This window comes from Aeromonas sp. FDAARGOS 1403, from assembly GCF_019047325.1.
Classification (GTDB): Bacteria; Pseudomonadota; Gammaproteobacteria; order Enterobacterales; family Aeromonadaceae; genus Aeromonas; species Aeromonas dhakensis.
The window spans coordinates 4,132,508-4,157,633 of record NZ_CP077249.1 but is presented as its reverse complement, the minus strand read 5'-3'; the positions used below and the strand labels follow the sequence as shown (position 1 = coordinate 4,157,633).

Genomic DNA, 25,126 nt, shown 5'->3' with positions numbered 1-25,126 from the left:
TCGACATGAATGTAATCAAAACAAAAATTGCAGATCTGCTGATTATTGAGCCGAAAGTATTTGGCGATGAACGTGGTTTCTTCTATGAAACCTACCAGGAAGCGCGTTACAAGGCTGCCGGAATCACGCCGGATTTTGTCCAGGACAACCGTTCTCGTTCTACACAAAATGTACTGCGTGGTCTGCATTTCCAGAAAACCAAGCCACAGGGAAAACTGGTCACAGTGACCCAAGGCCGTGTATTTGATGTTGCCGTCGATTTGAGGCCAGACTCTCCTACTTTTGGTCAGCATGAATCTGTCTTGCTGACGGGGGAAAACAAGATCCAGTTTTACATTCCGCCTGGATTTGCCCATGGCTTCTGCGTACTGAGTGAAACTGCCGATTTCCAATACAAATGTACCGATTACTATGATCCGACCGATGAGAGCGGTTTGTTGTGGAATGATCCCGCGTTGGGGATCGAGTGGCCGTTGACGGCGCCGCTGTTGTCACCGAAAGACAGTGTTCAGCCAACGCTGGCCCAGATCCGCGACAACCTGGTGAATGGGTGGTGAGCATGAAACGTTACACAGTGTTTGGTGGGCGGGGTTTTATCGGCAGCGAGATCGTCAGCATGCTGGAAGCTGCTGGCCAGAATGTCTGGGTTCCGCCGCGCGACGATGAAAGTGTATTCGACACCGATCTGGGGACGGTGATCTACAGTGCGGGACAGGGTGACTGCAAGAATGCTCCACTGGGCGTGTTTGATGCAAATTGTCGTTTGCTGGCCGATCTGTTGGCACGAGGCAAGTTTGAGCGTCTCCTTTATGTCTCTTCCACCCGTGTATACATGAACCAGGACACGGCAGTAGAAGGAGATGACCTGAAGGTATGTTCCGATGATCAGCGCCGGTTGTTCAACCTGACCAAACTGGTATCAGAAGAACTGTGCTTGAAGAGTGGCCGTGACATCACCATCGTCAGACCTAGCAATGTCTATGGTGTTGCGCTACACAGTCCGCTCTTCTTGCCGGCAATCACCCGTAATGCAATCAATCACGGCAAGGTCGATATGTATATTGACCAAGATTATGCAAAAGATTACGTTTCGGTAACGGATGTTGCCCGTGCTTGTATAACCTTGGCCACTCATCCTGATAGTGTGGGTCAAATCATCAATATCGCTGCGGGATATAATATTACGGCTAAGCAAATAGCGGATGTCTTGCATAAATTCACCGCATGTGAAATCGTGTGGCATAACATTGCTTTCCCGAATGAAAATTTCCCTCAGACAGCTATTCGTAAGATCATCTCTCTTATCCCTGATTATCAACCAAGGAATGTACTCGAAGACATTGAGTTGATGATAGCGGAATTTAAAACTCATTTGGCAGCACACTGATGAGTGGATTTAATCGACTGCTGAAGAACTCAGTGGCCAATATAATAAATGGTTTTTCAAATGTAATATTGGGGATAGTTATATCCCCTTTTATATTGGCCAATCTTTCATTGGAGCAATTTTCTGTTTGGTCTCTTATCCTACAATCAGGAATTTTTATTAGTTTGCTTGGTTTTGGTAGCCAAATTGCAGTTGGAAGATATACCTCTTTAGCTAAATTCACGAAAAATGAGTCAGAATTTGAAGCAGTAATGTCAAATGCATTAGTGCTTTCTCTTGTTAGTTTATTTCTATCTTTTATTACTATAGCTGTAGTGGTAAGCAATTTTAGTTTTTTTATGCCACAGCTTGTACATGGTAATGAAGGTGAATATAAGCTATCATTTATAATCGTCTGTCTCTCATTCTCTTTTGGTCTTATTTCTTCAGTATTCTCCGGATATTTTACTGGAATCGAAAGGAATGATATATTAGCCTTGGTTAACCTTACTTCTAGAGTTTTTCTTGGAATAATAGTAGTTATTTCATCCAAGTATGGTTTGTTACCTATGGCTATTACATACCTCTTGGTTAACATTTTATCATACGCTGTTATTTTCTTATGCTTTAAGAGGAAGGAACGTAAAAGGGTAAGCCTAAGAATAAGCTCAGGAATGAGGTCATTACTATCATTTTGTGGCGGTTTAGCTATATGGAATATGGCCCAGTATTTTATATCCGGTACTGGTGGGTTCATAGTTGGCAAGTATGATGTGTCTAACCTTGCCTACTATATGCTGGCTCTAACTATGATTAATGCAATTGTTGGGGTGATTGGTGCTTTAATAAACCCAATAATTCAGCCAATAGTGAAACTCAACTCTCTACAGAGAAAGGATGATGTCGACAAGTTAGTAATTACTCTTTCATTTTTGTTCGGATTGTTTATCATTGTTGGTGTTAACATATCTCATTATATATCTGAATTTGTACTTTCTATATGGATAGGTATAGATAAAGCAGAACAAACAAATATAATTTTCAATTACTTGCTCGTGGCATTTGCGATAAGGATGGTCATATCGCCGTATGGAATGAAGATGGTCTCTGAAGGTAGGCAATTGAGTATATCTCACTACCCATTAGCAGAAGGTGTTCTAAATTTTTTCCTATCTATATATTTCGTAAGCAAGTATGGAGCCTTAGGTATTGCATATGCCACAACTTGTGCAGCACTGGTATTGATGCTGGCTTACATATATAGATATACATTAGACTGTAATTTGGATAAAAAGTATATTCTAGTGTCAATCTCTTTCTTTATTCTTCCATTGGCTGCTGTAATTAATGTTTTTTTCCTAGAGAGTTCCAAGTTATACTCCAATGTACAAACGGTAATGATTATACAGTTACTAGTATTAATTCCTGTTGCTATATTTATTATCCGGGGAATAAAAAATGTTAAGCGGCTTGTTAACAGCATTTAAGAAAAGTATTAGTAAAAGAAAAATAATAATAAAGTCATCCTTTTATAAGGTGCGAAATAGTACATCAAGATTCTCTGATAAGACGATACTTTTCCGTATGGCCCATGTTAGCCACTCCGATATAGGAAGGTATACATATATAGCCGGTTATGCAAATATAAATAACTGTACGATAGGATCCTTTTGTTCTATTGCTGATGGCGTGAGGGTTGGAGTTGGGGTACACCCTCTGAACTTGATATCCACTCATCCTGCATTGTATTCCGTAAAAACTATTTTTCCATATAAATTAATAGATGAAGCAATCATTAATTCATTACCAAGTCACGAAGAGTCCAAGCGAATTAATATTGGTAATGACGTTTGGATAGGGACTGATTCTATTATTTTAGATGGTGTTAATATTGGTGATGGTGCCGTCATCGCCGCAGGTTCTGTTGTAACAAAAGATGTACCTCCTTTTGCTGTCGTTGGTGGGGTTCCTGCCCGTGTAATTAAATACAGAACCATTCCTGACATGATAGATGGTAAGCCATGGTGGGAGTTACAAGATGCTGAATTGTCTTGTTATCTAAATAAAATATATAAAGATAATCAAAAGGAATGATTGTGTACGAATTTTACTTTAGAGTATGTAGGAAAATTAAGGGTATTCTGAGTTTTTATATTTATTGTTTTTGCTTTAAGAAAATTGGTCGAAAATCTACAATATACAAGCCAGACATGCTTCAAGGGATGAAGTTTATCAGTATCGGTGAGCGGACCCATTTTCAACAGGGTTTGTGGATTTTAGCGTTAAGAACTGATAGTAATATAAATCCTAATATAAATATTGGTAATGATGTATATGTTGGAAGATATGCACATATAGTGTCTATAAAAAATGTAAACATATGTAATAATGTATTAATTGCAGATAAAGTATACATATCTGATAATATTCATCAATATCATGACACTAGCAAGCCGATCAAAGATCAGCCGATATTGTGCAAAGGGTCTGTTACCATTAATGAAGGTGCATGGTTGGGTGAAAATGTCTGTGTAATTGGGGCATCAGTCGGTAAGAATTCAGTGGTTGCCGCAAACTCTGTTGTCACCAAAGATGTACCTGACTATACCGTTGTGGCTGGTGCTCCTGCGAAAGTAATAAAGAAATTCAATTTTGACAGCCAAAGCTGGGAGTCTGTATAAATTATGAAATCGCCGAAATTGGGCCTGGTCACCGTTTTATATAATACTCCTTCTGTATTACCTGATTTTTTCAAGAGCCTATCTTGCCAGAATTATAAAAACTATACTCTTTACGTAGTCGATAATAGCTCAACCAGTGAATCTCTGGATTTGGCTAAGAGTTTATCAGAACAGTATGCAGTTAGCACAATATTTATCGATAATCAGGGTAATAATGTAGGTGTTGCTGCCGGAAATAATCAGGGGGCTCTTGCAGCAGGACATGATGGTTGTGACTATATAGTATTTATTAACAACGATCTGTTATTTGAGCAACCAACTGTATTTTCGGAGCTGGTCAAGGTAGCAACTGATGATAATGTGAAGGTTTTGAGTCCGCTTATTCTAAACTATCCTGCGGGTAATATTTGGTATGCAGGTGGGGAAATCGATGAACTCAAGGCGGTTGCTCCACATTTCATGATTGATGAGGTGTATCAGCCTCAAACCATCAGACGGGCACGTTTTACTTATGCTCCTACATGTTTTCTCATGATTGCCCATGATGTATGGGAGCAGGTTGGACTCATGGATGAACGCTATTTTGCATATTATGATGATACTGACTTTTTATATCGTATCGTACAGTCAGGTTTTTTAGTTGAATTAATACCTAGTGCATTAATATACCATAAGGTTGGTAGCTCTACGGGAGGGGATATTTCCCGTTTTGGAATGTATCACCTCACTCGAAATCGTATCTATTTTATCAAAAAGAACATTAAAGGTATGAAGAAGTTCATCAGCCTTTTATACACACTGATGACTAGAGTTCTCAGAATGCTGACAATAAAAAATCCCGAATTGCGTAGCGCTATTGGTAAGGGGATTTTAGATGGGTTGAAAATGTAGTATGAAAATAGCATTTTTTCCCACGAGACTATTGTTTGGATGGTTCATTCTTATTGCGCTTCCATCATTATTGATGATTTTTAACAATGCCTCATCATTCTCTGTTGGTATTTTACTCTCTTCTCTGCTTGTTATATCGATGTTTTTTGTCTATGAATCCTTGTGTAGAGAAAGAGCGAAGACAGTTTATGGTATATCCAGTGTGCTCTGGCTTATTAGTTTGTTGCTATTTATTTTAGCTCATTATTACATAATTAATTTAGTTGAATTTAACTTTAATAAGGCAGACACTGAACGATTTTCTCTTAGCTATATTATATTGATATTCGTATTGGCCAGTTCGTTATCAATAGCGTCGTTTTTGAGAAATGTTGATAACGAGTACTTTCATCGATCTTGCTTGATGATATCGCTAATTCTGTTGTTCAATGCAATATTCTCATTGAGTAAAGTGGATGTTTTTTCCACTGGTTTAGCAAAGCCCACATTTCTTTATCTAGAGCCATCGCATTTCGCATTAGTCGCCGCACCATTTATTTCGTATTATTGCTTGACGTCGAGTCGATCTAAAGGAACGGCTGTACTATTGTTTGTAGTTTTTTGGGCTGGCTATATCCAAAATTTTACAATGTTAATTGCAGCACTGCTGGCTTTTGTGTTATCGACTCGGAAAAATATAGCAGTAGCCATGTTGGCCTTGGTGATAGCAACAGTAATATTATTAATTTTTTCTGATGCTGAAAGCCTGAGTTATTTTAATGATAGACTCTCATTTTCTAGCAACAGTAATAATCTTTCTGTATTAGTGCTCTACCAAGGATGGGAAAATGCAATAAAGACACTAACGCAACTGTCATGGTTTGGTGGCGGTTTTCAACAATTCGGCATTACCACATTGACTGGAGAAGCGACTGTTAAGTTGCATCAGTTACTCGGTTTCGATATTAACCAGTTTGATGGTGGTTCAACGGCACCTAAGATTGTGGGTGAGTTTGGCATTTTCGGTGTGATAGCTCTGCTTATATATATTACATGTTTGGCTGTGGTGTTCAGTAAAATACGTAAAGGACAAATTGAAAATAAGAAAGAAATATTTGCGTCAGTGGTATTTATATCCAGCGTTCTAGAGTTTTTTGTTCGGGGTGTAGGGTATTTTAGTCCGTCATTGTTTATGTTTTCAGTTAGTATTTTTTATCTATCTGATAAAGTGAGAAAATAATATATCCCAAGAGGAAGAAATAAGTTATGAAGTTAGTTATAGACGGGATTATTGAAAGCCTTCAGAATAATGGCGGTTGTACTGTATATTTCAATCAGTTTCTTTCATTTCTTCAGAAAGATAAAAAAAACTTTCTGACCTTTATGCGTTTTTTTCCCGTGATGGGGGAAAATATAGAATTAGATGCTGAACGTAGTATCTTGGTAACCCAAAAGCAACGATTTCTTGAGCGTTGGCGTGATGTTGATACATCTTCACTAGGTGATGACATTATCTTCCACTCGACACACTATAGATTGCCTACTCGCAGAGTAAAAACAGTAACCACAGTGCATGATTTTACTTACGAGTTGTATAGGAAAGGGCCTGCCCGCTGGATGCATTCATGGCAAAAGTTTCGAGCAATTAAAAACAGCGATCTGGTGATCTGCGTCTCTCAAAATACAGCTGATGATTTGATGCGCTTTTGCCCCATTGACAGAAATAAGATCAGGGTTGTATACAACGGGGTTTCTGAATCCTACTCTCCAATTGATGGAGTCGAGAAAAGTGACAATGTTGTCTTTGTGGGGGCTCGAGGTTGGTATAAAAACTTTGTGCTCGCTGTTCGTACATTGCAGCACTTTCCTTATTTGAATCTCAGAATTGTGGGTGGTGGACCTCTAACTCCTGAAGAGACTGCTCTGTTAGAAGAATGTATCCCTGGTAGATATAAGTGGTTGGGGCGTGTCTCCGATTGCGGATTAAATGAGTTATATAACCAGGCTTACTGTTTGTTCTATCCCTCCAGCTATGAAGGATTCGGTATTCCTGTTGCCGAAGCTATGCGTTCTGGATGCCCCGTTGTTGCGGTCAACACCTCCTCAATACCTGAAGTTGCTGGGGATGCCGCATTGTTGGTCAAAGAGGCAACAGTTGATGAGTTCAGGATTGCCTTTACTCAGCTTGAATCTGAGAGTATTAGACAACAATTAATTACTGATGGCTTTATTCAGGCTAAAAAATTCTCTTGGGAAAAATGCTATCAAGATACCTTGCGCGTATATCATGAATTGATGGGGTAAGGCATGAAATTTTATATAGAGCATTATGGTATTTTGGGATGTATTAGATTAATAATGGAGGTGATTTTCACAAAAGTCATATTCCGTAATGCAAAAATAATTCGTACTCCCTTTGAATGCCGTGGTAAAAAGTTATTCAAGATTGGCCGCGGATTTACTACGGGTAGATATTGCAGACTAGAAGCGCATGGTTCTGAAGGTACCAAAGTTATAATTGGTGAACGTTGCCAGATAAATGACTCGGTTCATATTGCTGCAGCGGACAGTATTGTTATTGGTGATGATGTATTGATCGCTAGCAGGGTGTTTATCACGGACCTCAATCATGGTAGCTACAGTGGAGAAGAGCACTCTCATCCTGATTCCATTTGCAGGGAGCGCATGCTGCATACTAAGCCGGTCTTGATTGAGTCAAATGTTTGGCTTGGCGAAGGTGTAGTCGTGTTGCCTGGTGTAACGATTGGCAAGGCCTCAATCATTGGCGCAAATTCGGTGGTTTCCAGAGATATACCTGCAAATTCCATTGCGGTAGGTAATCCGGCAAGAGTGATTAAGCGGTTTGATTTCCAATGCGGGCAATGGGTGGCTGTGGATGCGAAGTAATGCTGGTGCCGTGTTGATATGTCCGGATTTTTTTGATTATAAAAATTTGCTTACAGATGAACTTGAACATCGCTACGAATCGGTTCTCTCTTTTTCTGACCGACCACAGTGCTCATCCATAGAAAAGGCTTTGATAAAATTTAATATTCTTGGATATACAAGAGTTGCAGCCAAAAGATATAGCGCTGAAATTTTTGATGCGATTGCTGACAAGCTTTCTGGAATCGCTGAGATAATTATTGTTAAGGGGACCTGTATCTCTCCTTGCCTGATCGATAAAGTTAAAAAGCTCAGTCCAAAAACAAGAGTCATTTGTTATAGCTGGGATTCCATTTCAAATATAAAGACGTTTCCTTTATTGGCAATCAAGGCCGATGCGGCATATACATTTGATATCGCCGATTGTGAAAAGTATGGCTATGGCTATTTGCCATTGTTCTATTCTGATAAAAAAAACCATAGTCATGCTGTTGCCAAGGAATATAAATATAGTTTCATCGGTAGTTATCATGGTGATCGTGTAGCCGTCTTGCAACGCATCTTCTCCCATGAACATGATGCCAGTACATATGTAAAAATATTTTTTCAGAGTAAATTGCAATTTGCATTTTACTATCTTCTTGATCCTGCCTTGCGTGCTGCACCAAAGGAGTGGCTCACATTCAAGCCACTGGCAAGGGCAACAATTACTGATGTGGCTGAGCATAGCGAATATGTTATCGACATACATAATGCCAATCAAACTGGCCTCACCATGCGTACTTGGGAAACCTTGGGTGATGGTCATCAATTAGTAACGACGAATGCGGCAGTGCTCTGTCATGCAGACATGAGAGAGGTCATTGTGATTGACCGGAATACAGGAAAACGATGGTCTGATTCCCAGTGTACTAGCTACCTGGATGTGATGTCGAATTCCGCGCTGAGTGTAGATGCGTTGTCCATATCTACATGGCTTGATAACTTGTTGGCAAGAAGTGAAAATTAATATGGCTGTTATTCCTGTAATTATGGCTGGGGGCTCTGGTTCCAGGCTTTGGCCGATGTCTCGTGAGCATTTCCCAAAACAGTTCCTTAACTTGTATGGCAATAATTCGATGCTGCAAGAGACTGTCAACAGGCTTGCAGAGATAGAATGTACTGCTCCCCTTATCTTGTGCAATGAAAAACATCGTTTTATTGTGGCTGAGCAACTTCGCCAACTCGATATTCTTGCCAATAACATCATTCTCGAACCGGTAGGGCGAAATACTGCTCCGGCAATTGCGTTGGCTGCAATACAGAGTCTGAAGGATGTTGATGATACGCATGATCCGATCTTGTTGGTGTTGGCTGCAGATCACTTGATCAAGGACCAACAGGCATTTACCAACGCGGTAAACAGTGCCATCCCGTTTGCCGAATCGGGCAAGCTGGTTACATTTGGTATTGTTCCGAATGCGCCGGAAACGGGCTATGGTTATATTCATCGTGGTAGTGAACTGAAATCCTTCCTAAATGAAGAAAAAGCATATGGTGTCAATCAATTTGTCGAAAAACCAAATCTGGCTGTTGCCAAGGGTTATCTGGCAAGTGGCGAGTATTACTGGAATAGCGGCATGTTTATGTTTAGTGCACGCCGTTATCTTGCCGAATTGAAGCTGTCACGTCCTGATATATATCAGGCATGTCTGGCTTCTATGAACGATATCAGAAGTGACCTCGATTTTATCCGGATCAACAATGATGAGTTCAAGCAATGTCCCAGTGACTCTATTGACTATGCCATTATGGAGAAAACCTCGGATGCGGTGGTTATCCCAATGGACGCTGGCTGGAATGATGTAGGTTCGTGGTCATCCTTGTGGAATATATCGGATAAAGATGCGTGCGGCAATGTCAGTCGTGGTGATGTTATTTTGACCGAAAGTCATAATAACTATGTTTCTGCCGAATCTATTCTTGTCTCCACCATAGGTGTGGACAACTTGGTTATTATTCAAACAAAGGATGCGATCCTTGTTTCAAATAAAGACAAGGTACAAGACGTCAAGTCTATTGTCGAAGAGTTGAAACGTTGTGGCCGTAAGGAATATAAAACTCATCGAGAGGTATATAGACCTTGGGGGCAGTACGACTCCATTGATGATGGAAATGGTTATCAAGTCAAAAAAATATTGATAAGACCCGGTGAGCGTCTATCGACGCAAATGCATCATCACAGAGCTGAGCATTGGATTGTCGTTTCAGGTACCGCGAAAGTGACCAATGCCGAACGTGAGTTTCTGATCACCGAAAATGAGTCCACATTTATCCCGATAGGCGCAATACATTCTCTGGAAAACCCTGGAAAGGTTGACCTGGAGTTGATCGAGATACGCTCCGGAAAATATCTGGAGGAGGATGATATCATTCGCTTCAGTGATAAATATGGCCGAGTTGATGGGGGAGAAAAATGATGAAGCAGGACTATCTTGTGAGCAGTGAAGTGATCAAGCACAGTGGTATTGAATTTGGTACCAGTGGTGCACGAGGTCTTGTCACCGATTTTACCATTCCCGTATGTTTTGCATTTACCTGTGCTTTTGTTGCCGTGATGAGGACTTCTTATCGCTTTAAGCAGGTCGCGTTGGCCATTGATAACCGGCCCAGCAGTCATGATATGGCGATGGCCTGCGCAACGGCCCTCGAGGCCATGGGGTTGGAGCCTGTCTATTACGGTGTGGTTCCGACACCAGCGTTGGCTTACAAGGCTATGAATGATGGGATCCCCTGCATCATGGTGACCGGAAGTCATATTCCATTTGATCGCAACGGGCTCAAATTTTATCGTCCCGACGGCGAGATCACCAAGAGTGATGAATTGGCCATTGTCTCGGCAGAAGAAGCCTTTTGTGTTACAAATAACCTGGTCAGCCTGGCGGCAAAAAATGATGCTGCTACAGCCTACATAGCACGCTATACATCGCTGTTCCAACATGCACCGCTGACTGGCATGCGGCTTGGTATCTACGAACACTCGAGCGCGGGGCGCGACCTCTATGCCGTACTCTTTGAGGCATTGGGGGCCGAAGTCATTTCTCTTGAGCGGACCGAGAATTTTGTGCCCATCGATACTGAGGCTGTTTCCGAGGCAGATCAAGAGAAGGCCAGACAATGGTCCCATGTGCATAATCTTGATGCCATCTTCTCGACGGACGGTGATGGTGACAGACCTTTGGTGGCTGATGAGTCAGGCAACTGGTTGAGAGGCGACATACTGGGTTTGCTCTGTGCCGCCAATCTGGGTATTGAAGCAGTAGCTATTCCGGTCAGTTGCAATACTGCTGTTAGTGCATCCGGAAAATTTGCCAATGTGACCCATACCAAAATTGGTTCACCCTATGTTCTGGAAGCATTTCCGATATTGAATGCTCAATATGGATCCGTGGCTGGTTTTGAAGCCAATGGTGGATTCCTGCTTGGTAGTCAGGTGACGTTCAATGGACAAACTTTGGCTCCTTTGCCTACGCGGGATGCAGTATTGCCGGCCTTGATATTGTTTGTCAGCTCACGCACTTCCAGAATATCAACATTGGTTGAGGCGCTGCCCCATAGATTTACCTGTTCCGATCGGCTAAAAAATTTTCCCAGAGAGAAAAGCAAAGAAATAATTGAGCTTGGGCAAACCAATATTTCTACATTAATGCTGAAGCTGAATTTTGACAAACTGGATATAATGTCAGTCGATCAAACCGATGGCTTGAGAGTTTTATTTGTCGGAGGAGATGTATTGCATCTTCGACCTTCAGGCAATGCACCTGAGCTTCGTTGTTATGCCGAGTCTGATAGTGTGGAAGGGGCGAAGTCCATTGTGAATCAGTGTCTTGGTTATTTGCAAAAATAGATTTAAAATCGCTTGCTGGAAAGCAATGTGCACAAACTTTAAGCTCATGGGGTAATACATTGAGTTATCAACGCCGTCACTCACGCTGGTATGAGCGTGTATTGTTCAGTCCTCCTTCCCTGTTTTTCCTGGGAGCCTTGCTTGCTGTGTGTCTGCCCGCCCTTGAGCGTTGGGGATGGGGATTTTGGGAGCATCTTGAAGCTGTCAGAATCAATACCTTGGGTGGTGCTTTCATCGCCTTCCTGTTGACCGGAATCGTGCTTTATCGGTTCCTGCGTTATCCCGGAGCAAGCCCCGTTGCCTACATGATCCCGACGGTAACAACTCTCTATGGGTCGTTGGTAGGTGTCCTCTTCTTCCTGCGTCTTCCCTATAGCAGGCAGGTTCTTTTTGAGTCATATATCGTTGCACTGCTCTGCTGCTGGGTGGTCTACTTTATCGGTCGTCGTTACCGTACCCCCAAATATGCATTGCTCCCGTTTGGTGATTACCAGGCGCTCATGCATCACACCGGGGTTGAGTGGCGTCTGTTGGACAAGCCAGATCTGGGAGCCGTGCGTTATGATGCCGTCGTCGCTGATTTACGTGATGACAACCTGGCAGGGGAATGGGAACGCTTCCTGGCCCGTTGTGCACTGGCCCACATTCCTGTTTACCACATCAAGCAGATCAGTGAGACCCTGACCGGCAGGGTGAAGATTGATCATCTGCATGAAAACCAGCTCGGCTCTCTGCTGCCTTCCCCGGTCTATGCCTGTGTCAAACGGGGCCTTGATATACTGGCTGCCGTGATTGCCATACCGCTGTTTTCACCACTGATGCTGGTCACTGCCGTGTTGATCAAGCTTGAAAGTCCGGGGCCGGTGATGTTTTTGCAAAACCGCGTGGGCAAGGGCAATCGGGATTTCAGGATTTATAAATTCCGCAGCATGTGTCAGAACTCCGAACAGCATGGTGCTCAATTTGCCCAAGATGGAGACATGCGTGTCACCCGGGTGGGCAAGGTGATCCGCAAGTTGCGTATCGATGAACTGCCTCAGTTCTTCAACGTGCTCAAGGGGGATATGAGCCTGATAGGTCCGAGACCGGAGCAGCGTACTTTCGTGGATCAATTTGATCGGGAAATTCCCTTCTATATGTATCGTCATATCGTACGACCCGGGATCAGTGGCTGGGCACAGGTCGTGCATGGCTATGCAGCTGATGCTGATGATACCCGTATCAAGATCGAACACGATTTTTACTACATCAAGCACTTCTCCCTCTGGCTGGATGTTCTCATCGTGTTCAAAACCATTCGGACTATCCTGACCGGTTTTGGGGCCCGGTGATCCCGGATGAAGATCTTGTTGTTGGGGGCTCGTGGCCAACTGGGACGAGCCCTTTTTTCTGCGCTACGCCAGATGTTTCCTCATTGGCAAGTGGATGCACCTGGAAGGGAAGAGTGCGACATCACGATTCCGGATGTCTTGTGTGGCTGGATTGATGCTTGCCGTCCCGATGTCATCATCAACTGTGCTGCCTACACGGCAGTCGATGAGGCTGAAAGTGAGCAGGAACTGGCCGACATGGCAAATCACCAGGCCTTGTTGTGTATGGCGAGGGAAGCCAGTAATGCGGGGGCGTTGCTGGTGCACTTCTCAACGGATTATGTGTTTGACGGGACAGGAGCCAGGCCTTGGCGTGAGACGGATCAACCCAGACCTCTGAATGTCTATGGCATGAGCAAGTATGCTGGTGAACTCGCCATACAGCGCCTATGCCCACATCATTTGATTATTCGCACTGGCTGGCTGTACGGTGGAGAAGGCAGACACTTTGCGCGCACCATTTTGGCGCGGGCCAGACAGGGGCAAGCACTTGCTGTGGTTGACGATCAGTGGGGAGCTCCGACCCAGGTTGATTGGCTGGCGAGAGCATCTGTATTGGCGCTGTCGCAAGTGTTGAACTCACCTAATAAGGCTGGGCTATACCATCTGGTGTGCCGCGGCGAGACAAGCTGGCATGGTTTTGCCTCTGCTCTGGTGAATGAGGCGTTTCGGTTAGGCATGTTGAAAGAGCAGATAAATGTTCACGCTATTCATTCGGATGAATGGCCACAACAGGCGCGCCGACCTTTGAACTCGAGGTTGGATTGCCATCATTTTTCAGATCTCTTTGGAACTGAGCAGCCACACTGGCAGGAACAGATGAAAGATTGGCTGTTTAGCCTTAAGATATCAGAGGTGAAAGAAATATGAGGCTTTCATTAGAACAGTCCAGCTAAACAAATTCTTATTTAGATGATCTTATACATAGTTAAAACAGTGATGGTTTTTCTTGATGCAATCAGAATCAGCTTTTATTTAATTAGGCTGTTTAGTTTTTAAATCATATTCTTTTATTGGATTTGTTTAATGCAAGGCTGTGAACGGAAACCGGCTTTAAATTATTGATTAATGATGTTTATACTATGCCTTGTGAAGGTTGTTAGTGTGGCATGTCGTTATTGGGACTTTTTCATTTTTAGAGATGAATATGAACAAACAACAAATAGACAATTTGGATAATAAATTGCCACAAGGTTGGCAGGCAACTTCAGGTAATGAGATTGACTTGTATGAACTGTTTTCGGTGCTGTGGCGTCAGAAAATACAAATCCTGATGATCACCGTCGTGTTTGCTATTGCTGGTATCGGTTATGCCCTGCTGGCGCCACAGGTTTGGGTTAGCCAGTCTCAGATAAAACCACCGTCATTGCAGGAAGTTGAATCACTCGAACTTAGAGTTAACCAGCTGATTAACGCTCAGATACCAGCCACTATTTTCGATTCGTTTAACAAAGCTGCGCTTTATGGCGACTTTGTGAGCAACTTCAACAGTTTCAATAACAAACGACAGTTTCTGATTGAAAAGGGTTATCTGGATATGGATGCAGAGGCTGCCGGGATAACGGATGATAAAGGGAAGCGTGCTCTGCTGAGGAAAATGGTTAATGGGATCAGCGCGGTGGCTTTGGATACACCGAGTGACAACATTACCCTCTCTTTTGGGGCGGCCACTGCAACTGAGGCTCAGCAGCGGCTGGAACAATACATAGCTTTCATCCAGCAACAGGAGATTGTGTCGAAGAGCAAGGAACTGGAGACAATCTGGCAAAACCGGATCAAGATCCTGCTGTCCCAGTATGACAGCATCAAAGCAGATACTCTTACCCAGCTGAAGGATGATGTTTCGCGTACAGAATACAGCCTGCGTATCAGCCGTGCGGCAGGTATCGAGACCCCGGTCGAGAACCTCAATGTTCGTGATGGATTTAATATCGAGTGGGGGGCTAAAGCGCTTGCTGAGAAGCTCAAGGTATTAAAAGAATTGAAAAATCTTGAGCTTCTCAATCCAGCCTTGAGCGATCTTCGCTTACAGCTGAGTAGTCTAAGGGCTATCAAACTTGAGCAACAATCGTTCCAGTCTTTTTCCTATTTGGCTTTCCCAAGCGAGCCTTTGAGCCGTGACAAACCCAAGCGTCCTCTGGTAGTCGTGCTGGCCACCTTGCTTGGCGGTATGCTGGGGATCGGCATCGTACTGGCTCGGCATGCTTTTCGCCGGCCAGAACAGGTATGATGACAAAATGAAATAAGAAACGGGGGGCTATGGCCCCCCTTTTTTTGATGTTTGCATCAGCGCCACTGACGTATGAACATTGCTCAACAACATAAAGGGGATCAAGGAAGATGACCAATACAGGTCTCTTTGCTGCCGTCAGCGCGCTGTACTGGTTGCTGGGCATGCATTTTTTCATGCACAACCCCGGAGGGGCCGGGCTCTATCTGCCGTTCAATGCCTGGGGCTGGATCTTCGCCAGCCTGGTCATCGGGTTGGGGCTGTGGCGGGTAACGCTGCAGCAGCGGCTGGTGTTCTCCTCTTTGCAAGGCTGGCTCTGGCTCGGGGGATTGTTGCTGCTGCTGCCCATGGCCTATCCCGGCTTTGAACTGAAAGACTATGCCATTCCCCGTTTGCTGGGGCTGTTCGCCGGTCTGCTGTTTCTGTTCTGTCTCTATCAGTGGCAACTGGCGCGGGTATCCCGTGACCGGTTGCTCTATCTGTTGCTGGGGGCGGTGGCCATCGAGGCGCTGCTGGGCCTGGTGCAGTACTACCTGCTGGTACCGGGCAACTGGATCGGCTATGACACCCACGTCAATCGCCCCTACGGTATCTTTCAACAACCCAATGTGATGGCCAGTTTCATGGCGACCGGGCTTGCGCTGGCCAGCTGGCTGGAGCTGCGCGGCAATCCTCATGTCTGGCTACGTGGGTTGCGCTACGGGGTGATCCTGGCTGCCAGCCTGCTGTTGGTGGTGCTGCAATCCCGGGTGGGGCAGCTGGGGAGCTTGCTGGCGCTGCTCCTGCTGGTGCCCGAGCTGCGTCGTCATCGTCTGCTGGCTAGGGTGTTGGCACTGGTCGCGCTCGGCATCTTGCTGGGAGTTGCCTCCCAATACTGGATTGACGGCCTCAGGCGTGGGTTGGAGGCCTATCAATCCGGCGGCATGCGATCCATCTACTGGCCCTATGCCGCCAAGCTGATTGCCCAGTCTCCCTGGGTGGGCTGGGGCTATGGCAGCTTTGAAACCACCTTCCTCCATCACTACATGGCCGACAAGGCGTTGAACCCGGCCATGGTGCAGATCGAATACAACCTCGATCACCCCCACAACGAGTTCCTCTACTGGGCGGTAGAGGGGGGGATAGCCCCCATGCTGGGCATGGTGTTGATGGGCGTTGTCCTGCTGTGGCGGGCGAGTCGGGCCGGCTGGCGCAAGGGCACTGCCCTGCTGGCGCTGGTGACCCCGATCCTGCTGCATACCCAGACCGAATACCCGCTTTACCACGCCATCGCGCTCTGGTGGGCTTTGTTGATGCTGGTGTATGTGCTGGACGCGGAAGTGGAGGAGGGGCTACTGGAAGCGGGACGAGCCAGCTGGCGCGAGCATGTTTACCGCCCCTGGCTGTTATTGCGTTTTACCGCCATTGCCATCCCCCTGCTGGTGGCGCCCTTCATGTTGACGGCGCTGCACACCGCCTGGGTGGTGACCAAGTACGAGCGCGGCGGCTACAAGGAGCCGACCCTGCTGCTCGATGTCATCAATCCCATGGCCTGGTTGACCCGGGTGGAGTTTGACGTCAACTCGGTGCGGCTGGCGGTAGGCTTGCAGACCAGCAACAAGGCGGAGCTGGAGGCCTATCTAGAGTGGGGGCAAGCCTTCGTGCGCCACACGCCGAGGGCCAATATCTACGCCAACATGGTGATCGCGCTGGATGCGCTGGGACGCAAAGAGGAGGCGCGGGCCCTGCGCAGCGAAGCGCTGGCACTCTACCCGGCAGATCCCTTGCTGATTGGCACGGCCGCCAAATCCGTGGCCACGGCGCTGGAGCGCAAGCCATCCTCCTGACGGTGGCGGGGCGGTTGTGCGATGTTTCATCAACTGCCCCATCGCCTCGCAAAAATGGCGGCCACTGCTGGACGGCAGAGGCGCCATGGCTAAGATAGTGGCCTCAACGTCTTGCTTAGTAGGGAGTATGAAATGGAGTTAGTGCTTGGCCCGTTGGAGGCCCGCGTGATCGGCTGTCTGATCGAAAAAGAGATCTGCACCCCGGATCAATACCCCCTCTCTCTCAATGCGCTGGTCAATGCCTGCAACCAGAAGAGCAACCGCGAGCCGGTGCTCGAGCTGTCCGAGCTCGACATCCGGGCCGTGGTGGATGAGCTGATCCGCAAGCGGCTGGTGGTCAATACCGCCGGTTTCAACGCTCGGGTGCCCCGTTACCAGCACCGCTTCTGCAACACCGAATTTGGCGAGCTGAAGTTCACCGCCCAGGAGCTCGGCATTATCTGCGAGCTGCTGCTGCGCGGTCCGCAGACGCCGGGTGAACTGCGCTCACGCACCAACCGGCTGTGCAGCTTCGATGACGTGACCGAGGTGGATGCGGTGCTAGCGACCCTCATCGAGCGTGGCCCCTATGTGGTCAAGCTGCCGCGCGAGCCGGGCAAGCGGGAGTCCCGTTATGCCCACCTGTTCAGCGGCGAGGTGGATCTGCAGGCGTTGGCCGAGGCGACCCCCACCGGCAACTATGCCTCGCCCGCGGCGGATCGACTGACGGCGCTGGAGGAAGAAGTCGAGAGCCTCAAGGCGCAACTGCAGGCGCTGGCCGAGCGTCTGGCCCGTCTGGAAGGCTGACGTCAGAACAGGATCTTTTCCAAGAGGCGCTACGGCGCCTTTTTTTATGTCTGTGTTTCCCCGTCAGGGCCGCGGGGGCGGCAATGACGGGTTGTCTGCGTCCCGTCGTCGTGGTCGGCCCGACCAGCAGGCGCCAGCTTTTTTGCGTTATTTCGCGCTTAAGGGTCGAGCCGCAGTCGCTTTCCCGTTAAAATTCCGCTTTTGCACCTGCCCGTGAGTCTCGATGTCTGCGTCCACTCTCTCTTCAGATTGTTATGCCCTGCTCGGTGAGCTGCAGTTGCAGCGCACCGCCAGTACCCGCTATTTGCAAGAACAGCTGCCGCTTGGGCAGGCCCTGCTCGACAAGTTGAGTCAGTTGCAGCAGCAGGGGCTGGTTCGCCAGCGCGGGGAGCAGCAGTGGAGCCTGACGGCGGAGGGGACGCTGGCACTCATCTTGGCGGTGCGCCGCGGCGACTGCCCCATGCCGAACTGGGCACGGGTGCCGTCGGTCACCGGTCAGGAGATGGCCCAGGCGCTGGTGCGTGAGCTCTGTCTGGGGGAGGCCGGGCAAGTGCCCGCTTACTATCTGGCGGCCGACCTGCTGAGTCTGCTCGATCTGCCCGACGCCCAGCTGCTGCTGGCCAGCTCGAGCCCGCAGTGGCAGCGGTTGCTGCTGCAGCACTTCGCCCTGCAGACCCTGCTCGATGCCGAGCCCCAACCGCAGTGGCCGCTCACCCCGCTTGCCCAGTACTGTGCGCCCGAGCTGGCCGGTCTGACCGAGGGCTTTGCCGCCGAGTGGCAATGGCTCTGCGGCGAGCCGAGCGGGGAAGCGACCACTCACTGGCCCGCCCTGCAACAGTTGGCGGAGCAGGAAGACGAGCAGCCGCTGGCCGAGCGCCTGCTGGCTGCGCTGGGGGCCTGGCAGGCGTCAGCGGGCGCGACGGGCGCGGGTCAGTGGCCTGCCACCTTCAGTGCCCTGCTCTGGCTGGGCTGGCTGCAGCAGGCGGATCCCGTGCTGGCCAGCGAGCAGCGCAAGAAGTGGCTGCGCACTTTGGCCAGTCAGTTCCCCCTGCTGGCCGATCTGCTGGGACAGTGGGCAGGGGAGCGCCACGGCCAGGCGGTCGGGCTGTTCGACACCCTGCAACTGCCGCTGGAGGAGCTCCATTGGGGTTACCTCTGGCTCGATCTCTGTGCGCTGGCCCGGCACGGCGAGCAGAGTCCCCAGGTGGCCATCCTGCACAAGTGGGATCTCTCCCACGTGCTGGAGGCCGCGCCCCGCCACCGCTTGATGGCCTTCTGCCAGGATCTGCTGCGCCTGCTGCTGGGGCAGGGGGCAGAACGCGCCCCGCTGCAGCAGCTGCGGGCCGCCGGGCCGGATGAGCAGGGGAGTGCGCCTGAGGATGAGGAGAAGGCTCCCGCCTCGGCCAGCTGGCTCAACTGGCTGCAGGGACTGGGCCGCTCCAGCGGCGTGCGCAAACCGCAGGAGCGGCTGGTCTGGCTGCTTCACGCCGAAGGGCCCGAGCTCGAGTGCAAGATCCAGAAACAGAGCGCCAAGGGGGAGTGGACCGCCGGTCGCCGGGTCGATCCCGCCCTGCTCTCCACCCAGTACGCCGCCCTGCTCGACGAAGAGGACTGGGCGCTGGTGCGTACCCTGCCGCGCAACATGGGGCGGCTGCCGCGCGAGGTGTGGGCGCCGCTGGCCAACCACTCCCGTTTGTTCAATGCCAGAGGGCAGAAGCTGCAGCTCGCCATCACGGCGCCACTGCTGCAGATCGTGGCCACCGAGCAGGGCATGGGGGCCGTGTTGAGCCCGGCCGCGGCCGCACGAGGGGCGCACATACTGCCGCTGGCGCAGGATCTGTGGCAGCTCATCCTCACCCCCCAGGCCCTGCAGGATCGCCTGCCGGCGCTGGAGGCCATTCCCGACCTGCCGGCCGAGGGGCTGGCGGAGTTGCAACGCACTCTGGATGCCATCCCGGATCTGCCCTGGCACAGCCAGGTGGCGGGGCTGCACGGCAATGCCGAGCTGACGCCCTGGCCCGGAGTGGCCTCGGTGCAGCTCGACTGGCAGGATGGCCAGCTGGCGGTCAGGCTGGTGACCCGCTTCGAGGAGCTGCCGCCGCTGCCCCTTGGCAAGGGGGAGGCCATCGTGCGCCAGGGGATCAAGGATTATCACTATTGGCAGCGGGATCTGGCGGCCGAGCGGGGCGAGGCCCAGCTGCTGCGCAACCAGCTGCCCATCGAGCTGCCCGGCAGCGAATGGCGGCTCGAGGGGGAGCAGGCACTGGCGCTGGTCAACGCCTTGCCTGAGCTGGTGGATGCCGGCGTGGTCATTCACTGGCATCAGGACAGCGCGCGTTTGAAGAGCCTCGATGAGGCGGCGCTGAGCCTGCGCATCGAGCGGCGTCAGGACTGGTTCCAGGTGGAGGGGGCCCTCTCCCTCGATGAACACCAGATCCTCGATTTGCGCCTGATCCTGCGCCAGCTGACGCCGGGCCAGCGCACCGTCCAGCTCGACGAGAAGACCAGCCTGATGCTGAGCGACAAGCTGGTGGAGCGGCTCACCATGCTGGGGGCCATGCTGGATGACGAGCAGCGCATCAACAACAAGCTGGCCTATCCGCTCACCCGGCTGCTCTCCGTCATCACCACCGAGGGGGATGCCGCCTGGCAGAACCTCCAGCAGGAGTGGCAACAGGAGGTGGCGTGCCCGGACGAGTTGATGGGGCCGCTGCGGGACTATCAGAAAGAGGGGGTGCGCTGGCTGGCGACCCTGGCCCATCACGGCTTCGGTGCCTGTCTGGCCGATGACATGGGGCTGGGCAAGACATTGCAGGCCCTCATCGTGCTGCGCATGCGCCAGCATCTTGGGCCGGCCCTGGTGGTGGTACCCAAGTCAGTGGTCACCAACTGGCAGGAGGAGGTGGCCCGCTTCGCCCCCGAGCTGGAGGTGGTGGTGTTCGACAATCCCGCCGAGCGGGAGGGGATGGTGCGCGAGGCCAGGGCGGGGCAGATCATCCTGCTCAACTACGGTATGCTCGGCAGCCTGGCGGAGGCGCTCAAGTCGCGGCGTTGGTCCAGCATGGTGCTGGATGAGGCCCAGCAGATCAAGAACGCCGGTACCCAGCGGGCCAAGCTGCTGTTCCAGCTCGACGGGGATTTTCGGCTCGCCCTCTCCGGCACCCCCATCGAGAACCATCTGGGGGAGCTGTGGAGTCTCTTCACCTTCATCAACCCGGGGCTGCTCGGCAGCCTCGGCGAGTTCAAGCGCCGCTTTGGCAAGGCGGTCAAGGATCCCCAGCACATGGCGCTGCTGCGGGCGGTGATCAGCCCCTTCATCCTGCGCCGGCTCAAGCACCAGGTGCTGACCGAGCTGCCGGACAAGACCGAGATCATCCACCACATCAGCCTCTCCCCGGCGGAGCGCCAGCTCTACGAGGCGACCCGGCGCGAAGTGGTGCAGCAGGTGCAAAGTGCCGATGGTCGCGCCCTGATGCACGTGCTGAGCGGCCTGACCCGGCTGCGCCGGCTCTGCTGCTCGCCCCAGCTGGTGATGCCGGAGTGGGCAGAGGCCAGCAGCAAGCTGGACGAGGCGATGGCGCTGCTGGAGGAGGCCATCGACGGTGGTCATCGGGTGCTGGTGTTCAGCCAGTTCGTCGATCTGCTGAGCCTGCTGCGCACCCGCATCGAGCAGCGGCAGTGGGATTATTGCTATCTGGATGGTGGCTGCTCGGCCAAGGCGCGGCAGGATTCCATCCTGCGCTTTCGCCACGAAGCGGTGCCGCTGTTTCTCATCAGCCTCAAGGCGGGGGGCACTGGGCTCAACCTGACCCAGGCCGATACCGTGCTGCACCTCGACCCCTGGTGGAATCCGGCGGTGGAGGATCAGGCGAGCGACCGGGCCCACCGCATGGGGCAGACCCAGCCGGTTACCGTCTATCGCCTGGTGTGCGAGCAGACGGTGGAGGAGAAGATTGTCGCCCTGCACGACGAGAAGCGGGCGCTGGCCGATGGCCTGCTGAGCGGCCAGTCGGAAGTGCGCGGGCTGGATGTGGAGAGCCTGCGGGCCCTGCTGATGAGCTGACGAGGGGCTGACACGGCGCAAGAAACAAGGGGGAGCATCTGGTGATGCTCCCCCTTGTTGTTGGGCGATACGGGTGGTGAGGTGAGTGGGTTGTGCCTGGTGGGCAAGGGCCCCTTAGCCCTGATAGAGGTAGAGGTGGAGCCGCTCTATGATGGGCTCGCCGCCAATCTTGCGATCCCGCCTGGCCTGGCGCAGCTTGGGCGGGTAGTGTCCCAGATGGGTGACGGCCGGCTGGCTGTCCGCGCAGAGCAGCAGAGGCAGGCTCGCCTTGATCTGCTGCTTGCGGGGCTCCCGATCCAGCCAGAGCAGGTTGATCATGGGGTGGGTCTTGACCGGGCGGCGGATCCGAAGCTCTGCATCCGCCGGCAGGCGGCGGATATCGTAAACTTCCTGATCCACCATCTTGCTCCACTCCTCGTTGTCCGACAGCGCCGGGACATAGCGGCGGCTGCGCTCCAGCATCTCCAGCACCTGCTCGCGGCTGAGGCGGTTGATGCTCTGCTTGTCGGCCCAGGTAAAGCCCAGCGAATGCAGGTCACCCTCCAGCAGGGTCAGTTTGCGATAGACCTGCAGGGTGATGACCCCGGGCAGCGCCCTGTGCACCAGCTCGAACTTCTCGTCCCGGCTGCCCGCCTGCTGTACCAGGGCCTTGAAGGTGAGCTTGCACTCATTGATCTCGTCGATCAGCGGTCGCAGCAGCGGGGCGCTGGCGGCGGGCAAGCGCAGCCAGCCCGGCAGGCGATGGGTGGCCTTGGTGGAGCAGCCGGCGCGGGCACTGTGATCCCGATAGGCGGCCAGGGTGGCGGCCAGCGCCTCTTCACCATCGAGGTAGCCCACCGTGATGGTGTCGATGGGCTCGTGCTCCTCTCCCTGCGCGACGGCGGGCAGGGGATAGACGTGGGCTTCCAGCAGCTCCAGCTGCGTCAATTGATCCGCCAGTCTGGCCAGCGCCTCTTCGAGCCGCTCCATCTGTTGGCGCAAGGCGGCGGTGGGGGTGAATGTCTCCATCGGCATATCCTGTGTCGCCCTTGCCGGCCCTTGGGGCGGGAAACGGCAAGGCGGTAAAGGTACTGTATAAATAACCATATCAGCCCTGTGTATGCGTGCCAAGTGGGAGCGAGAGGCGGGCAAAACGATGGGTCACTGGAAGGTAACTGTTGTGTATCAACGTGTTAATTGAAGATCAATGAACGATCTATTTATTAACAATTGAATGTAAACAGCCGGTTGACCCTGCTTTTTGCCAAGGACGGGAGTGCATAGCCAGCAGAGGAAACTGCATAGTTAGAAGGGAACCATGCAGGAGAATATGCTGCAGCCTTTCATGAGGCCCAGAAAAGGTTTGTTAGTCTTTTATAATCAGTATCTTATGATTATCTCACCGCGGATATAAACCATTAGTTTTACTAATGCCTGCTATCAAAATTCGTCAATTGAGTCGGCCATACCCCCTGACTAAGCTTTGCGCAACAAATTTGCACCCGCGCAGACACCCTACAGAGGAGCCATATCATGGCCAACATGACTTATACCGCCGCCGGTTACCAGCATTCCAGCCAACTGAATCTGGTTGCTCGCGTCAAAATGACCGTCCTGACCTGGCTGGAACGCAGCCGCAGCCGTCGCCAGCTCTCCGAGCTGCCCGAATACCTGCTCAAGGACATCGGTCTGAACGAAGCCGATCGTTATCAAGAGACCACCAAGCCGTTCTGGCGCGGTTGATCTGCCGGGCAAGGATGCCTCGTTTTTTTGCTGATCCACGGTCGCAGACCGCCGCCGTCACGGGTTGATGGATTGCCCTGTTCATCAGCTGCTTCACGCTGATCGCCTTACCCGATTTCTTCCCTCACGGCTCTGTGCCGACCTCTCTCTGTTCCCCACGCCCCGATCCTGCTCCCGCTCAAACTTGTAACATTACTGTTTGAATTTGTTTAAAAATTGATTTTAAGCCGAAGCGCCTTGCGTATAATCCGCCCATAGCGTTCCTGACAAAAGGGTGAGATGGATGATTCCCCAGCATGACTTTTTGGCCCTGACCCGCCGCCACGAGTGGCAGCTTGAGCCCTTTTCCTATGCGTTGGCCAATGGCGACAGGGTGAGTGTCTGGGATACCGGCGTGCTCTGCCTCGAGCCCGCCTCCGGGGCCGGTGATCAACCGGGTGGGCGCAAGGATATCGTGCTCTCCTGCGGCATTCACGGCAACGAAACCGCGCCCATCGAGATCTGCAACCAGCTGCTGACCCGCCTGCTCTGCGGTGAGCTCAAGGCTCGCCATCGGGTACTGTTCCTGTTCGGCAACCCGGCAGCCATGAACCTGGGTGTGCGGGAAGTGGAGGAGAACATGAACCGGCTCTTCTCCGGCGCCCACAGCAAGGGGGAAGGGCTGTGCAACCAGGAGCGGATCCGCGCCATGCGCCTCGAGCAGTATGTGAGCCGCTTCTTTGCCGACGCGGCCAGGCCTCGCTACCACTACGATCTGCACACCGCCATTCGCGGCTCGCGCCACGAGAAGTTTGCCGTCTACCCCTTCCCCCACGAGCGGCCCCATTGCAAGGAGCAGGTGCAGTTTCTCGGTGCCTGCGGCGTGCGCACCATTCTGCTCTCCAGCGGCCCCACCACCACCTTCAGCTATTACAGCTCCCATCGCCATGGCGCTCACGCCTTCACGGTGGAGCTGGGCAAGGTGCGCCCGTTTGGCGAGAACGACATGACCCGTTTCATCGAAACCCGGCAGGCGCTGCAGGATCTGGTGACCCGGGATGAGGTGGCGCTGGAGCCCTGGCGAGCGGATGACTTCACCATCTTTGCCATCGATCGGGTGATCAACAAACGCTCGGAGCAGTTTCGTTTCCTGTTTGCCAGCGATGTGGACAATTTCACCGAATTTCCCCAGGGTTTCGTGCTGGCCGAGGATGGCGAACTGCGCTACACGGTAGAGAAACCGCGGGAGGCGGTGGTGTTCCCCAACGCCAACGTGGCCATCGGCCAGCGTACCGTGTTGCTGGTGGTGCCGACCCGGCTGTGGGAGTAACCCGGCGCGACCTCTGATGACAATCTCAGGCTGCCGCTGGCCTTGCCGGCCGTGCAGCTCGGAGCGGGAGCCCCTGGTGCTCCCGCTCCGCCCTGACAGGGAGCCCGACGTGGCTCCCTGTTTCGTTTTCT

At 51.2% G+C, this 25,126-nt stretch carries 21 protein-coding genes; 20 read left to right on the top strand and 1 reads right to left on the bottom strand.

The window, feature by feature from the left end; genetic code table 11:
• Positions 1-5: 5 nt before the first annotated feature.
• The 18 genes from rfbC (at position 6) to I6L33_RS18975 (ending at position 21,964) form a co-directional block, all read left to right on the top strand.
• Positions 6-557, top strand: a complete 552-nt coding sequence (gene rfbC / locus I6L33_RS19060; RefSeq protein ID WP_017765653.1) for a dTDP-4-dehydrorhamnose 3,5-epimerase — start codon at positions 6-8, stop codon at positions 555-557.
• A gap of 2 nt (positions 558-559) precedes the next feature.
• Positions 560-1,387: an NAD(P)-dependent oxidoreductase gene (locus I6L33_RS19055; RefSeq protein ID WP_010633430.1), complete on the top strand. Its 828-nt coding sequence runs from the start codon at positions 560-562 to the stop codon at positions 1,385-1,387.
• Positions 1,387-2,853: a hypothetical protein gene (locus I6L33_RS22100; RefSeq protein WP_236664602.1), complete on the top strand. Its 1,467-nt coding sequence runs from the start codon at positions 1,387-1,389 to the stop codon at positions 2,851-2,853. The genes I6L33_RS19055 and I6L33_RS22100 overlap by 1 nt, the downstream gene beginning before the upstream one ends.
• Positions 2,825-3,460: a CatB-related O-acetyltransferase gene (locus tag I6L33_RS22205; protein WP_324002353.1), complete on the top strand. Its 636-nt coding sequence runs from the start codon at positions 2,825-2,827 to the stop codon at positions 3,458-3,460. The genes I6L33_RS22100 and I6L33_RS22205 overlap by 29 nt, the downstream gene beginning before the upstream one ends.
• A gap of 2 nt (positions 3,461-3,462) precedes the next feature.
• Positions 3,463-4,047 (top strand): acyltransferase, encoded by a 585-nt coding sequence (locus I6L33_RS22160; protein WP_080631936.1) that lies wholly within the window; start codon positions 3,463-3,465, stop codon positions 4,045-4,047.
• A 3-nt stretch (positions 4,048-4,050) separates the two neighbouring features.
• Entirely contained in the window at positions 4,051-4,938 is an 888-nt protein-coding gene (locus tag I6L33_RS19035; RefSeq protein WP_206866717.1) for a glycosyltransferase family 2 protein, read from the top strand.
• A 586-nt stretch (positions 4,939-5,524) separates the two neighbouring features.
• Positions 5,525-6,157, top strand: coding sequence for a hypothetical protein (locus tag I6L33_RS19030; protein WP_216973118.1), 633 nt, complete (start codon positions 5,525-5,527; stop codon positions 6,155-6,157).
• Positions 6,158-6,183: 26 nt separating this feature from the next.
• Positions 6,184-7,221 (top strand): glycosyltransferase family 1 protein, encoded by a 1,038-nt coding sequence (locus I6L33_RS19025; protein WP_216973117.1) that lies wholly within the window; start codon positions 6,184-6,186, stop codon positions 7,219-7,221.
• A 3-nt stretch (positions 7,222-7,224) separates the two neighbouring features.
• On the top strand, positions 7,225-7,824 hold the full coding sequence (locus I6L33_RS19020; RefSeq protein ID WP_216973116.1) for a DapH/DapD/GlmU-related protein: 600 nt from the start codon (positions 7,225-7,227) through the stop codon (positions 7,822-7,824).
• Positions 7,814-8,812 carry a hypothetical protein gene (locus tag I6L33_RS19015; protein WP_216973115.1) on the top strand — a complete coding sequence of 333 codons (999 nt, stop codon included), beginning with the start codon at positions 7,814-7,816 and terminating at the stop codon, positions 8,810-8,812. The genes I6L33_RS19020 and I6L33_RS19015 overlap by 11 nt, the downstream gene beginning before the upstream one ends.
• 1 nt (position 8,813) lies before the next feature.
• Positions 8,814-10,262 (top strand): mannose-1-phosphate guanylyltransferase/mannose-6-phosphate isomerase, encoded by a 1,449-nt coding sequence (locus I6L33_RS19010; RefSeq protein WP_201891948.1) that lies wholly within the window; start codon positions 8,814-8,816, stop codon positions 10,260-10,262.
• Positions 10,262-11,689 (top strand): phosphomannomutase, encoded by a 1,428-nt coding sequence (locus tag I6L33_RS19005; RefSeq protein WP_216973114.1) that lies wholly within the window; start codon positions 10,262-10,264, stop codon positions 11,687-11,689. The genes I6L33_RS19010 and I6L33_RS19005 overlap by 1 nt, the downstream gene beginning before the upstream one ends.
• Positions 11,690-11,748: 59 nt before the next feature.
• Positions 11,749-13,020, top strand: a complete 1,272-nt coding sequence (locus I6L33_RS19000; RefSeq protein ID WP_026141216.1) for a sugar transferase — start codon at positions 11,749-11,751, stop codon at positions 13,018-13,020.
• 6 nt (positions 13,021-13,026) lie between these two features.
• Positions 13,027-13,929 (top strand): dTDP-4-dehydrorhamnose reductase, encoded by a 903-nt coding sequence (gene rfbD / locus I6L33_RS18995; protein WP_017778587.1) that lies wholly within the window; start codon positions 13,027-13,029, stop codon positions 13,927-13,929.
• 277 nt (positions 13,930-14,206) lie between these two features.
• A complete protein-coding gene (locus tag I6L33_RS18990; protein ID WP_254204948.1) occupies positions 14,207-15,289 on the top strand; it encodes an LPS O-antigen chain length determinant protein WzzB in 1,083 nt (360 codons plus the stop codon).
• A 110-nt stretch (positions 15,290-15,399) separates the two neighbouring features.
• Positions 15,400-17,115, top strand: coding sequence for a PglL family O-oligosaccharyltransferase (locus tag I6L33_RS18985; protein ID WP_216973113.1), 1,716 nt, complete (start codon positions 15,400-15,402; stop codon positions 17,113-17,115).
• Positions 17,116-17,247: 132 nt separating this feature from the next.
• Positions 17,248-17,901, top strand: coding sequence for a YceH family protein (locus I6L33_RS18980; RefSeq protein WP_216973112.1), 654 nt, complete (start codon positions 17,248-17,250; stop codon positions 17,899-17,901).
• A 223-nt stretch (positions 17,902-18,124) separates the two neighbouring features.
• Entirely contained in the window at positions 18,125-21,964 is a 3,840-nt protein-coding gene (locus I6L33_RS18975) for a DEAD/DEAH box helicase (RefSeq protein ID WP_216973111.1), read from the top strand.
• A gap of 114 nt (positions 21,965-22,078) precedes the next feature.
• Here I6L33_RS18975 and I6L33_RS18970 read toward each other — a convergent pair whose 3' ends face one another.
• Positions 22,079-22,972, bottom strand: a complete 894-nt coding sequence (locus I6L33_RS18970) for a DNA replication terminus site-binding protein (protein ID WP_017782310.1) — start codon at positions 22,970-22,972, stop codon at positions 22,079-22,081.
• A 504-nt stretch (positions 22,973-23,476) separates the two neighbouring features.
• On the opposite strand from I6L33_RS18970, the gene I6L33_RS18965 reads away from it, so the two are divergent.
• Both I6L33_RS18965 and astE read left to right on the top strand, forming a co-directional pair.
• A complete protein-coding gene (locus tag I6L33_RS18965) occupies positions 23,477-23,686 on the top strand; it encodes a DUF1127 domain-containing protein (protein WP_005302810.1) in 210 nt (69 codons plus the stop codon).
• 283 nt (positions 23,687-23,969) lie between these two features.
• Entirely contained in the window at positions 23,970-24,995 is a 1,026-nt protein-coding gene (gene astE / locus I6L33_RS18960; protein ID WP_025201422.1) for a succinylglutamate desuccinylase, read from the top strand.
• Positions 24,996-25,126 lie beyond the last annotated feature (131 nt).